At 69.9% G+C, this 13,179-nt stretch carries 11 protein-coding genes; 8 read left to right on the forward strand and 3 right to left on the reverse strand.

The features are described from left to right. Positions 1 to 117: 117 nt before the first annotated feature. From BLV39_RS03490 to BLV39_RS03525, 8 genes are all read left to right on the forward strand, one after another. Positions 118 to 465 (forward strand): STAS domain-containing protein, encoded by a 348-nt coding sequence (locus BLV39_RS03490; protein ID WP_090787072.1) that lies wholly within the window; start codon positions 118 to 120, stop codon positions 463 to 465. Beyond that, a complete protein-coding gene (locus tag BLV39_RS03495; protein ID WP_090787075.1) occupies positions 462 to 899 on the forward strand; it encodes an ATP-binding protein in 438 nt (145 codons plus the stop codon). Before BLV39_RS03490 ends, BLV39_RS03495 begins: the two co-directional genes overlap by 4 nt. Positions 900 to 1,099: 200 nt before the next feature. Continuing rightward, a complete protein-coding gene (locus BLV39_RS03500; RefSeq protein ID WP_090787078.1) occupies positions 1,100 to 3,472 on the forward strand; it encodes a sodium-translocating pyrophosphatase in 2,373 nt (790 codons plus the stop codon). A 77-nt stretch (positions 3,473 to 3,549) separates the two neighbouring features. Beyond that, positions 3,550 to 4,071 (forward strand): hypothetical protein, encoded by a 522-nt coding sequence (locus BLV39_RS03505; RefSeq protein ID WP_090791089.1) that lies wholly within the window; start codon positions 3,550 to 3,552, stop codon positions 4,069 to 4,071. Beyond that, positions 4,062 to 4,649, forward strand: coding sequence for a hypothetical protein (locus BLV39_RS03510; protein ID WP_090787081.1), 588 nt, complete (start codon positions 4,062 to 4,064; stop codon positions 4,647 to 4,649). Before BLV39_RS03505 ends, BLV39_RS03510 begins: the two co-directional genes overlap by 10 nt. 186 nt (positions 4,650 to 4,835) lie before the next feature. Beyond that, a complete protein-coding gene (gene topA, locus BLV39_RS03515; RefSeq protein ID WP_090787083.1) occupies positions 4,836 to 7,682 on the forward strand; it encodes a type I DNA topoisomerase in 2,847 nt (948 codons plus the stop codon). A gap of 10 nt (positions 7,683 to 7,692) precedes the next feature. Then, complete coding sequence (locus BLV39_RS03520) at positions 7,693 to 8,493, forward strand: GNAT family N-acetyltransferase (protein WP_090787086.1); 801 nt, start codon at positions 7,693 to 7,695, stop codon at positions 8,491 to 8,493. Between the two features lie 28 nt (positions 8,494 to 8,521). Beyond that, the gene (locus BLV39_RS03525) at positions 8,522 to 8,875 is read left to right on the forward strand and encodes an iron chaperone (RefSeq protein ID WP_090787089.1); all 354 of its coding nucleotides are present in this window, start codon (positions 8,522 to 8,524) and stop codon (positions 8,873 to 8,875) included. Positions 8,876 to 8,915: 40 nt separating this feature from the next. Here BLV39_RS03525 and BLV39_RS03530 read toward each other — a convergent pair whose 3' ends face one another. The 3 genes from BLV39_RS03530 to BLV39_RS03535 form a co-directional block, all read right to left on the reverse strand. Continuing rightward, entirely contained in the window at positions 8,916 to 12,029 is a 3,114-nt protein-coding gene (locus tag BLV39_RS03530) for a M14 family metallopeptidase (RefSeq protein WP_090787092.1), read from the reverse strand. A gap of 115 nt (positions 12,030 to 12,144) precedes the next feature. Then, entirely contained in the window at positions 12,145 to 12,468 is a 324-nt protein-coding gene (locus BLV39_RS43955; protein ID WP_239083691.1) for a response regulator transcription factor, read from the reverse strand. Further along, on the reverse strand, positions 12,432 to 13,127 hold the full coding sequence (locus BLV39_RS03535; RefSeq protein WP_239083706.1) for an ATP-binding protein: 696 nt from the start codon (positions 13,125 to 13,127) through the stop codon (positions 12,432 to 12,434). The genes BLV39_RS43955 and BLV39_RS03535 overlap by 37 nt, the downstream gene beginning before the upstream one ends. Positions 13,128 to 13,179: the final 52 nt, after the last annotated feature.

The raw sequence follows: 13,179 nt of genomic DNA on the forward strand, positions 1-13,179 counted from the left end.
TGTACTGATCAGTCGACGGCGGGGCAGGTCGTGGCTGCGTACACAGCGTGTCGATGGTTAGATCGGGTTCGACCGAACTGTTCGGTCGAACACAAATTGGACCGCGGGAGGCGTTCGATGGAGCTGTCGCTCTCGACCCGGACCCAGGGCGAGCACACCGTGCTGGAGGTCGGCGGCGAGGTCGATGTCTACACGGCTCCGCGCCTGCGTGAACGGCTGATCGAGTTGATCGACGCCGGCGCCACGCAGATCGTCGTCGACCTCGGCCGGGTCGACTTTCTCGACTCCACCGGGCTCGGTGTGCTGGTCGGCGCGCTCAAGCGGCTGCGCGCCGCGGGCGGCGGCCTCAGCCTCGTGTGCGACAAGGAACCGTTGCTGAAGATCTTCCGGATTACCGCGCTCGACCAGGTCTTCCCCTTGTTCGCGACCGTCGACGCGGCAACCGAGGCCGGTCCGGCCGCGTGATGGCGACTGTTCGTCTTTCTTTTTCTCCGGCTCCGGCGCACGTCCGGACCGCCCGCCTGGTCGGCGTGGCGGTGGCCCGCCGCGCCGGCGTCGCGGAGGAACTGCTCGACGAGGTACGCATCGCGATCGGCGAGGCGTGCACCCGGGCGGTCGCGCTGCACCGGCAGTACGGCCTGGCGAACCTGGTGCAGGTCGAGATGTCCGACGGCGGCAACTACGTCGTGCGCGTCATCGACCGCGCGCCGATCGAGGCGGGCCTCGGCATCGCGGTGCTGCCGCCGGAAGAGTTGGCCAACACGTCGCTGACCGACGAGGCACTCACCGTTGGTGTCGGATTCGCCCTGCTCGCGGGATTGGTCGAAGATCTCCAGGTGCGTCCCGTCGACGAAGGCATCGGCACCGAAGTCCGGATGGTTTGGCCCGTCGCGCGCTAGCAGAGATCACGTTTTGTGCGCGACAACCCCGCGCCGATGTGAATGACGACACTGTGTACGGCTAGAGTACGCGGGTTATCAGCTAGCGCCCTGACCTCGCCATCCGTCCGGTCAGGTGCGTTCTTGCTCTCCACCTGGAGACGTCCCACGCCGGGCTAGTCCTCCGGCGGGACGCGTTGGTCGGTTATTGGAGGACATAGATGTCCGGGTCCGGGACCTTGGCCGCCGAGGGCGGCGGGCTGTCCCTTTCCAGCGCGAACTTCTCGTACGTAATCGTGGCTCTGGCCATCGCCCTTGTGGCGCTTGGCTTCGCGGCCGCCTTGCGGCGCACGGTTCTGGCGACTGGTCAGGGCACTGAAAAAATGCAGGAGATCGCGGGGGCCGTCCAAGAGGGCGCGTCCGCCTACCTGCGCCGCCAGTTCAGGACGCTTGCGATCTTCGTAGTGATCGCGGTGGTTCTGCTCTTTGTCCTGCCGGTGCACGGCGCGACCGACAACGAGACGCTGGTCAAGATCGGCCGGTCGGCGTTCTTCGTCGTCGGTGCCGTGTTCAGCGCGTTCATCGGCGGTGCCGGCATGGCGCTGGCGACCCGCGCCAACCTGCGGGTGGCTGCGGCGGCTCGGGAAGCCACCGGCGGTCGTGAGAAGGCGATGCAGATCGCGTTCCGCACCGGCGGCGTCGTCGGCTTCCTCACCGTCGGCCTCGGCCTGGTCGGTGCGACCCTCGTCGTGCTGCTCTACAAGGGCGACGCGCCCACCGTGCTGGAGGGCTTCGGCTTCGGCGCCGCGCTGCTCGCGATGTTCATGCGGGTCGGCGGCGGCATCTTCACCAAGGCCGCCGACGTCGGCGCCGACCTCGTCGGCAAGGTCGAGCAGGGCATCCCGGAAGACGACCCGCGTAACGCCGCGACCATCGCCGACAACGTCGGTGACAACGTCGGTGACTGCGCCGGCATGGCGGCCGACCTGTTCGAGTCGTACGCCGTGACCCTGGTAGCCGCTCTGATCCTGGGCCGGGCCGCGTTCGGCCAGGACGGCCTGGTCTTCCCGCTGATCGTCTCCGCGATCGGCGTGATCATCGCGATCATCGGTGTCTTCATCACCCGGCTGCGGGCGAGTGACCGCAACGGCCTGCAGGCGATCAACCGCGCGTTCTACATCTCGGCCGCCATCTCCGCGGTCGCGGTCGCGGTGGTCTCCTGGTTCTACCTCAAGCCGTCGTTCGCCGAGTTCGAGGGCGTCGACCCGTCGGTCGCCGAGATCACCCGCGACCCCCGCTGGGTCGCCATCGGCGCGGTCGTCATCGGCATCGTGCTGGCCGCCGCCATCCAGGCGCTGACCGGCTACTTCACCGAGGTCGAGCGGCGTCCGGTGCAGGACATCGGCAAGAGCTCGCAGACCGGTGCGGCCACCGTCGTGCTCGCCGGCATCAGCGTCGGCCTCGAGTCGGCCGTCTACTCGGCGCTGCTGATCGGCGCCGGCGTGTTCGGCGCGTTCCTGCTCGGTGGCGGTTCGCTGACCCTGTCGCTGTTCGCGGTCGCGCTCGCCGGCATCGGCCTGCTGACCACCGTCGGCGTCATCGTCGCGATGGACACGTTCGGCCCGATCTCCGACAACGCGCAGGGCATCGCGGAGATGTCCGGCGACATCGACGAGGCCGGCGCGAAGACGCTGACCGAGCTCGATGCCGTCGGCAACACCACGAAGGCCATCACCAAGGGCATCGCGATCGCTACGGCCGTCCTCGCCGCGACCGCGCTGTTCGGCTCGTACACCAGCTCGCTGGCGTCCTCGCTCGCTGACGCGGGCGTGGCCGACGTCGACAACTACATCCTCAACCTGCTGAACATCAGCAACCCGCGGAACCTGGTCGGCCTGATCGTCGGCGCCGCGGTGGTGTTCCTCTTCTCGGGTCTCGCCATCAACGCGGTGGCCCGGTCGGCCGGTGCGGTCGTGGTCGAGGTGCGCCGCCAGTTCCGGGAGTTCCCGGGCATCATGGACGGCACGCAGCGGCCCGAGTACGGCAAGGTCGTCGACATCTGCACCCGGGACGCGCAGCGCGAGCTGATCACTCCGGGTCTGCTGGCGATCCTGGCGCCGATCGCCGTCGGCTTCGGCCTCGGTGCCGGCGCGCTGGCCTGCTACCTGGCCGGTGCGATCGGTGCGGGCACGCTGATGGCGGTCTTCCTGGCCAACTCCGGTGGCGCCTGGGACAACGCGAAGAAGCTGGTCGAGGACGGTCACTACGGCGGCAAGGGCTCCCAGGCCCACGAAGCCACCATCATCGGTGACACCGTCGGTGACCCGTTCAAGGACACCGCCGGCCCGGCCATCAACCCGCTGCTCAAGGTGATGAACCTGGTCGCCCTGCTGATCGCCCCGGCGGTCATCACGTTCAGCGTCGGCGACGACGCGAACACCGGCCTGCGGATCGGCATCACGGTCATCGCGGTCGCGGTGATCGTCGGCGCGGTGCTGTTCAGCAAGCGCAAGCCGATCGCCATTTCGGAGGCCGATTCGGGAAAAGCGGATGAGGGCACGGACGCTTCCGAAGAGGAGCGCGTGAACGTCTGATCCGGCCGCAACGCAGTAACGGCCCCCGGTCGACGCAGGCGCGTCGGGCGGGGGCCGTTGCTTCTATGCTGCTCGACATGCGTACCCCCCGCGCAGTCCTGTCCGCCGTGTTGGTCGTGCTGGCGCTCGCCGGCTGCGGTGGAGACCGGTCCGCGCCGCGGATCTGGGCGGCGGACGTGTGCGAGGCGCTGAGCCCGTGGCGAGACGAGATCGACAGCCTCTCGTCGGGCACCCAGCAGCAGATGACGGCCAAGACCACTCCGGCGCAGGCGAAAGAAAACCTGGTCCGGTTGCTCGGCGGGGCCGAGCAGGCCAGCGAGACCGCTCGGCAACTGGTCGAGCAGGCGGGAGTGCCCGACGTGGACGAGGGTTCGGCGATCGTCGACGGCTTCGTCGGCTCGCTGGCCGGCGTGCGGGATGCCTACGGCAAGGCCAAGAAGTCGATCGAGGGCCTCGACGCCGACCAGGCGTTCTACGACGGCGTGGGTGCGGCCGTCGAGACCCTCAACAAGGAGTACGACGCCAGCGCGCTGGACACCAGCAAGCTCAACTCGCCGGAGTTGGCACGCGCCTTCGACGAGGTACCGGAGTGTCGCTGACGCCGCGGCAGCTTTCGCTGTTCGGCGTCGAGGCCCGCGAACCGACGCCGGGAGATCTCGCGGGCCTGCTCGCCGGCCCGGGACAGGTGGTGCGGATGGGCGGCACGGCCCGGGTCTCGGTGGTGGTCGACGCCGCCTGGCGGGTGCACGTGCTGGTCGCCGAGCTCACCCGGCGCGGACTGGCACCGACCTGGTCCCCGACCGAGGTCGAGGGTCACCTGGGCGTGCGCACCTCTTACTCCACGGCACTGGCCGGACTCGGGGTCGCGTGGCTGCGTGGCGCGGTCAAGCGCCCTCCGCCGGGTTTCTTCCTGGATGGGCTAAGACTTCGGCTTTGGGTGGCCGCGTCTGGTGCGCCGGATGAATCCGGATTTGCCCTGCGATTGGGTGCCAACGACGAGGGGCAGTGGGACCAGGTCGGCGCCGCGCTGGCCGCCCTGGGTCTGCCCGCGGCGCTGCTCGGCCCGCGTGCCGGTGGGCCCGCCTACCGGGTGACCGGTCGACGCCGACTGGCCCGGTTGGCGGAGCTTGTCGGAGATCGTCCACTACCCGCACCAGGGGAATGCTGGCCTGGGTGAACGTGTTGTTCAGCTGTTCGATCGACACCGGTTCCGGTGCGGTGGCACCCGTCACCCTTCTACCTGGGTGTACGGTGTCGCCGTCCGGCGTCACGCTGCGCCGTTGGCCGGCTCGCCTGGAGTATCGCGACCTCGCTGCCGTGCCGCGCGTTACCTTGGACATCCACGAACATGTGAGGGAGTGCAGTGCCGAGCAACGCCAGGAGCACCCGTCTTGTCATCGTCGAGTCACCGGCGAAGGCAAAGACGATCTCGGGCTATCTCGGCCCGGGCTACGTGGTGGAGGCCAGCCTGGGCCACATCCGTGACCTGCCGCGCAACGCCGCGGACGTCCCCGCCAAATACAAGGACCTACCCTGGGCCCGCCTCGGCGTCGATGTCGACAACGGGTTCGCGGCGCTCTACGTCGTCTCCGCCGACCGCAAGCAGCAGATCACCAAGCTGACCAAGTTGGCCAAGGAGGTCGACGAGGTCTTCCTCGCGACGGATGAGGACCGCGAGGGCGAGGCGATCGCCTGGCACCTGGTCGAGACCCTCAAGCCCAAGGTCCCGGTCAAGCGGATGGTCTTCCACGAGATCACCCGGCAGGCGATCCAGGCCGCCGTGGCCAACCCCCGCGACATCGACCGCGACCTGGTCGACGCGCAGGAGGCCCGGCGGATCCTCGACCGGCTCTACGGCTACGAGGTGTCGCCGGTCCTCTGGAAGAAGGTCATGCCGCGGCTCTCCGCCGGCCGCGTGCAGTCGGTCGCGACCCGCATCGTGGTCGAGCGTGAGCGCCAGCGGATGGCGTTCCGCACCGCGAACTACTGGGACATCCAGGCGACCCTCGCGGTCGACGCGGCCGCCGCCAAAGAGGGCCCGCGCACCTTCACCGCGACCCTGGTCGCGCTCGGCGGTGACCGGATCGCCACCGGCAAGGACTTCGAGCCCACGACGGGTCAGGTGCGGCCGGGCGCCGCGGTGGTCCACCTCGACGCCGATGGCGCCCGAGGGTTGGCCGCCCGGCTCGACGGTCGGCCGTTCAAGGTCACGCGGGTCGAGGAGAAGCCGTACCGGCGTCGGCCGTACGCGCCGTTCATCACCTCGACGCTGCAGCAGGAGGCGGCGCGCAAGATGCGCTTCTCGTCGCAGCAGACGATGCGCACGGCGCAGCGGCTCTACGAAAACGGCTACATCACCTATATGCGTACGGACTCGGTCAACCTGTCGGAGACCGCGATCGCGGCCGCCCGTCGGCAGATCGCCGAGCTCTACGGCCAGGGCAGCGTCCCGCCGGAGCCGCGTCGCTACACCGGCAAGGTGAAGAACGCCCAGGAGGCGCACGAGGCCATCCGTCCGGCGGGCGACCACTTCCGCACGCCCGGCGAGGTCGCCAAGGAGCTCTCCGCCGAGGAGTTCAAGCTCTACGAGCTGATCTGGCGGCGCACGATCGCCTCGCAGATGACCGACGCGGTCGGCATGTCCGTGTCGATCCGGATTCGGGCCGTCTCGTCGACCGGTGAAGAGGCCGACTTCGGCGCGACCGGCAAGACGATCACCGACCCGGGCTTCCTGCGCGCCTACGTCGAGTCCTCCGACGACGAGTCCGCCGAGGCCGAAGACGCCGAGCGCCGGCTGCCCAACCTGGTCAAGGACCAGCCGCTGACCGCCGACCAGCTCGAGGCGCTGGGCCACACCACCCAGCCGCCGTCCCGCTACACCGAGGCGTCGCTGGTCAAGCAGCTCGAAGAGCTGGGCATCGGCCGGCCGTCGACGTACGCGTCGATCATGGCGACCATCCAGGACCGGGGATATGTCGTCAAGCGCGGTCAGGCGCTGATCCCGTCGTTCCTCGCGTTCGCGGTGATCGGCCTGCTGGAGGGGCACTACCCCCGGCTGGTCGACTACAACTTCACCGCCGCGATGGAGAACGAGCTCGACGAGATCGCCGGCGGCGACATGGCCGCGGCCACCTTCCTGACCTCGTTCTACTTCGGCAGCGACGTCTCCGCCGACGGCACGATCGCCGCCTCGGGCGGGCTCAAGCGACTGGTCACCGACAACCTCAGCGAGATCGACGCACGCAGCGTCAACTCGATCCCGCTGTTCCGCGACGACCAGGGGCGCGAGATCGTCGTCCGGGTCGGCCGCTACGGCCCTTACCTGCAGCGCGGCGCCGACCACGCGGCGGCCAACGGCCACAGCGAGAACGGCGACGGCGGTGGCGGCGACCACGAGGACCGGGCGTCGATCCCGGAGGGCATCGCGCCCGACGAGCTCACTCCGGAGAAGGTCGACGAGCTGTTCCTCGGCGGCGGCGGCGAGCGCTCGCTGGGCACCCACCCGGAGACCGGCGAAGACATCGTGCTCAAGTCCGGCCGCTACGGGCCTTACGTGTCGAGCGGTGAGCGCAAGTCGTCGCTGCTCAAGTCGCACACCCCGGACGGGCTCTCGCTGGAGGAGGCGCTGCGGCTGCTCTCCCTGCCCCGGGTCGTGGGCAAGGACGACGACGGCGCCGAGATCCTGGCCGCCAACGGCCGCTACGGGCCGTACGTGAAGAAGGGCGACGAGTTCCGCTCGCTGGAGTCCGAGGAGAAGCTCTTCACGGTCACCCTCGACGAGGCCAAGACGCTGCTCGCGGCGCCGAAGGCCAGGCAGCGCCGGGCGGCCGCTCCGCCGCTGCGGGAGATGGGCCCCGACCCGCTGACCGAGCTGCCGCTGGTGATCAAGGATGGCCGGTTCGGGCCGTACGTGACCGACGGCGAGGTCAACGCGTCGCTGCGCCGCGGCCAGACACCGGAGTCGCTGTCCATCGAGCAGGCGTCCGAGATGCTCGCCGAGAAGCGGTCCAAGGGCCCGGCGCCGCGCAAGAAGGCGGCGAAGAAGGCGGCCACCAAGTCGACCAAGTCGACCACGGCGAAGGCGACCACGGCCAAGAAGACGGCGGCGAAGAAGACCACCGCGAAGAAGGCCACGGCCGCCAAGAAGACGACCGCGGCCAAGAAGGCGGCGCCGAAGAAGGCGAGTGCGGCGAAGAAGACGACCGACTAGCCTTTGTCCGATGTGGTCCACCACGTCGGAAGTCGGTGAGTTCCAGGCCGCGGCCGGCGCCGCTCTGCTCGCTCGACCGGTCGAGAACACGCTGTTGCTGACCATCTCGGCGAAGGTGGCCGACGTCGGCCCGGGAGCCGTCGGCGGCACCCGGCCGGTCTTCGGCTGGCACCCCGACGGCAGTGCGTTCGTCTGGACGCCGCCGCGGCCCGTGCTGCTCGGTGGGCCGGCGACCGTTGCCGCCGCGATCGAGCTGGCCGAGAGCCTCGACGACGTGCCGGGCGTCAACTCCACCGACGCGGTGGCCCGCGCGTTCGCCGACACCTGGTGCCGCCGCACCGGCGCCACCGCCAGCCCCGGCATCCGGTCTCGCCTTTACCGGCTGGGGCAGCTCGTCCCGCCGGTGGTGAAAGGTCAGGCGCGGGTGGCCGGCGCGGCCGATCGTGATCTGCTGGCCGATTGGCTGACCGCGTGCGGCGAGGAACTCCACGAGCCGCTCACGTCGGCCGCTGAGACGGCCGACGCCGGCGTGCGAGACGGCGCCTACGGCCTCTGGGAGGTCGACGGCACCCCCGTTGCGCTGGCCGGGAAGCGGCGGCCCTCAGGTGGCGTCGTGCGGGTCGGTCCGGTCTATACGCCCCGGGCGCATCGTGGCAACGGCTACGGCTCCGCGGTCACGGCCGCTGTGAGCGCGTCGGCACACCCGCACGAGGTGGTGCTCTTCACCGATCTGGCCAACCCGACGAGCAACTCGATCTACACGAAGATCGGCTACCTGCCGGTCGAGGACCGGCAGGTTTTCGTGTTCTGATCGCCGGCGCTGCGGCATCCTGACGGTTATGGCCGCCAAGTTCGCGAGCGTCGACGACTACATCGCCGCACTCCCCGCCGACCAGCAGGAGCTCACCCAACGGGTGCGCACGACGATCCTGGACGCGCTGCCGGACGCGGGCGAGAAGATCTCGTACAACATTCCGGCGGTGACCGTCGACGGCAAGGTGCTGGTCTACTTCGCGGCCTGGAAGAAGTTCGTCTCGCTCTACCCGGCACCCCGCGCCGACGACGACTTCGAGCGGGCCGTGGCGCCGTACCGGGGAGCCAAGGACGCCCTCCAGTTCCGCTGGAGGGAGCCGATCCCGTGGGACCTGGTCACCCGGGTCGTCCGGGTGATGCTCGACCAGCGCGGAGCATGAAGAAGGGCCCCCTCCGAAGAGGGGGCCCTTCCAAATCAACTCAGCCGAGCAGGTGACGCATGGCCCGCTTGACCAGGTCGTTGCGCTCCGTGGGCGCCAGGCCCTCGAAGCCGAACCCGGAGTAGAGGCTGTCCCGGGTCGCGATCACGGCGCCTTCCTCGAACCCGAGCTGGGTCCGGGTCCAGTCGGTGACGTTCGGTCCGGAACCCGGCGGAGGGCCGGGAACCGTGAAGCCGCCGAGGTCGGTCTCGAAACCGGTCGACGCGAGCGGCTGACCATCGCGGGTGACGCGGACGTCGTCGACGAACACGCCCAGACCCTCGGTGCCCCAGTCCGTCATGTAGGTGATGGACAGCTCGACCTGCTTGCCCGCGTACGGGGTCAGGTCGGTCACCCACTCCTTCCAGCCGCCGGACGAGCCGGTGGCCGCGTGCCAACTGCCGGTCGTGCCGCTGGCCAGACACGGCTGGTCGGCGCCCTGGTACGTGACGTAGTGGTTGAGCTGCGGGTGCAGCCGACCCGGCGAGTTGGCGATGCAACTGTCACCCGGGTCGTCGCCGGTCTTGCCGTTGGCGTCGACCAAGGTCGTCCAGTTCTCCGTGCCCACCTCGCGCGCCTCGACGAACAGGAAGTCCCAGTTCGTCTCGATGTCGTACGAGGTCTGGAAGCGCAACTCGCCGCTGGACGCACCGGCCAGGTCGACCGTGCGGCTCAGCCGCTTGAAGGCCTCGTCACCGCGCCCGCTGAAGGCGTAGTAGTCGCCCTCGTACGGGTCGAACGGCGGCGCACCCGGGCGGACCCAACCGACCGGGGCCGAGCTGGGACCGAACCACGGGAAGTCGGCCTCCGGCAGGACGCTCGACGTGGCCAGGAACGACGCGGTGTGGTCCTGGTTCAGCGCCGAGCCCGGTGCGTTGAGGGTGCCGGTGAAGCCGGTGAAGCGCCCCTTGCTGCCGCTGAGCGGCTGCGGGTTGCCTTCGTCGTCGGAACCCGATCCGTCGATGTACGCGTACGCACCCAGGTAATATTGCTGGAAATCGTTGAACAGCGGCAGGCACGGCGGGTCGCTCGGGCTCGCGCACTCGGGCTGGCTCGGGAAGTCCGGCTCGTAGTAGTAGGAGCCGTTGATCCCCTGCGCGTACATCGCGTACTTGCCGGTGATGAAGATCTTGCCGCCCTCGTTGACGTAGTCCCGGACCGCCAACTCGGTGTCCAACGCCGACTTCGCCGCGGTCCCGCCGACCTGACCCTGCGACCGCGGGATGATGTCGTCGCCGGTCTCCCACACGACGGCCTTGTAGTGCGACAGCACGCCCAGCGGGTGGGGTGCCTTGCGGCCGCGCACGTCGAAGTCGTAGACGTCACTGCTGCGGCCGGCCGCGGTCAGCGAGGCCACCATCTCGTCGGCGTACTTGGCCGTGGTGTTGCCGGCCTGCACCGGGCTGAGGCCCGTCACGTCCTCGGCCGCCAGCACCAGCACGTCGCCGCCGATGTCCTGCGACACCGTGTAGGTGAAGTGGTCGCTGGCCACCGTGCCCTTGCCGGACTTGCGGCCGGTGAACCACACCTCGACCGAGTCGCCCTTCTTGGCGCCGCTCACGGTGCCGCGCAGCTCGGCGTAGTAGTCCTTGCCCTCGTGGCCGTAGCGCTCGCCACCGCGCCACTCACGGACGCCCTCGGTGCGCGCCCGACCGCCGTTGATCTTGTAGTTCAGCTTGACGTCCTTGAGCGCCCGGCGGGCGGTCACCGCGACCGGCTGCTTGGTGCCGTAGGAGAGGTCGAACGAGTCGATGACGAAGTCCGCGGTGGTGCGGCCGACGACCGAGATCGGGTCGTCCGGGTCGAGCGCCGAGCGCCCGGTCGCGATCGCGAACGGGATGTTCTTCTCGAACTCGGCCTGGATCAGGCCCTCGTCGTCCGGGAAGATGAAGTCGCTGACGCAGTCTTCGGCGAGCCACTCGTCGTCGGGCACCGAGTTGGACGCCGCCGTGCAGGTGCTCATCTCCGGCGTGAAGCCCAGGCCGCCCCAGCGGGCCGACAGGCCCGAGTCCGCGTCACCGTTGGTGGTGTAGAGCTCGGCCGAGATGTCCGGGTCGTAGCCGGGCACTGCGGGGTGGTCGTCGTCGCCGGCCATCGCGATCGAGATGACGTCGTCCGGCGCCGGGGTGCTGACCTGCCAGCCGACGCCGTAGAGCAGGAGCTGGGCGGCCGAGTGGTAGTTGATGAAGAACTCGGGCCGGATCTTGCTGTAGAGCGAGTGCAGGCCCTTGGTCTCCGGCTCGGAGTCGGGAGCCGGCCCGCGGTAGGTGTCGCTCGTGATCTGCGGCGACGAGCCCTCGTTGTCGTAGCCCCACTTGTAACCGAAGTTGCGGTTCAGGTCGACGCCGTCGACGGAGGTGATCTGGCCGTCACCGTCGTTGTCGCGCAGGTTCTTGCGCCACAGCCGGTTGTCGGGGGTGAAGGTGTGGTCGTAGCCGTCGGGGTTGACGACCGGCACGAACCAAAGCTCGGTCTTGTCGACCAGGTTGGTGATCACCGGGTCTTTGCCGTAGTTGTCGAGCACGTAATGCAGCAGCCGCCGGGTCATCTCGACGGTGATCCACTCGCGGGCGTGCTGAGCGCCGACATAGAGCGTCGCGGGGCGGGAGCCGTCGCGTACGTTCTTGGCGTTCTTCGTCACCCGGACCGCGGTGAGCTGCTTGCCCTGGGTGGAGCGCCCGTAGTTGACCACCTCGGTGAGCTTCGGGTAGCGCGCGGCGGTGGCGACGATCTCGTCACGGATGCCGCCCGGCGCGTTGTACGGCCGGAAGGCCTCCCAGCCGGCGGCCGCCTGCTCGCGCAGCACCTGCGAAGCCGCCTTGCCGCGGATCTTCTTGACCGCCAGTTTCACGCCCTGGTCGGCGAGCCGGTCGGCCTCGCGCTTGCTGAGCACGGTCTCGACCTTGGTGTTGGCGCCATCGGCTCCGACGGTCGCCTCGCCGGCGTCGACGCCCGCTTGACGTAGCTCGTCGAGCTGGGCCGGCGTCACCGTCCCGACATACACCTCGAGGCGGTCAGCCGCGTTGGGCTCCGCCGCCCGAGCCGGCGACACCGCGACAAACGCGGTGACCAGCGTGGCAGCGGTCAACGCCGCCAGCCATCGTCTCGATCTCATCCATCCCCCTCGCTCATGACAAGGGGCTCCTCCCCTTCGAAGAGCACCAATGTGGAGCCTGCCGACTGCGTAGGCGAGGGTCAATGGATCGCGACCCTTGACGAATCCCTACTGTTTACGGCTGGCTACGCGGGGTCAACGAGGGAGTTCGATGGCTGTGGCGGACCGCCCAGAGCGCCGCCTCGGTCCGGGAGGCCGTGCCGGTCTTGCGCAGCAGGTTGGAGACGTGCACGGTGACGGTACGCACGGAGATGCCCAGCGCCCGGGCGATCTGCTTGTTGGCCATCCCGTCGCGCAGGCAGACCAGCACCTCCACCTCGCGGGCGGTGAGATCGGGGGCGCCGGCGGGCTCCCGCAACAGCGCGGTCACTTCGTCGGCCGCCGTGGTGGCGATCAGCTCGGTCAGCCGGTAGGCGTTGCCGGCGGTGCGGTCCCACACCTCCTGCGCCGCCCCGGGGGTGATCTCGCGCCCCGGGTAGACCTGGGCCAGCACCGCGGCGACGTCGGCGGGCCGGAGCGGCCCGAGGTGCTGGCGAACCGCCCGGGTGTCCCGGTGAGCCGGGCCAGCGTCCGGGCGACCAGCGGGTCGGCGCTCGGCCGGCTGGTCACCAGCAGCAGGGCCGGCAGGCCGGGTGCGGCGGCCAGGTCACCGACCAGGTTGAGGCTGGCGGGGTCGAGGGCGTGCAGGTCTTCGACCAGGAGGACGGCCGGGCCGGAGCCGGCCAGCGCGCGCACCACTCGGCTGGCGACCCGGAGCAGGGCACCGGGCGCGAACCGTTCGACCGGGGCGGCGTCGTGCTGGGCGAGCCAGGCCAGCGCGGGCGCCGGCGCGGGCAGGCCACGGGTGTCGCGGCCGCTGAGCACGGCGGCCAGCCAGTCGTAGGGCGCCGGGGAGTGGATCCGGGCCTGACCGTGCAGCACCGTCACCGGAGCCGGGTCGAGAGCCGCCAGCGCGGTCGCGACCAGGGCGCTCTTGCCGGTGCCCGGGTCGCCGGTCAACACCGCGACCTGCGGGCCGGTGGCACCGCCGGCCGTCGCGGCCCAGGCGGCAGCCAGCTCGGCGCGTTCCCGCGTCCGACCGACCAGCGTCACCGGCATCACGCACACACCCTACGAAATACTGCGTAGAGACTGCGATCGACGGGTTTGA

Source organism: Asanoa ishikariensis, from assembly GCF_900107455.1.
Lineage (GTDB): Bacteria > Actinomycetota > Actinomycetes > Mycobacteriales > Micromonosporaceae > Asanoa > Asanoa ishikariensis.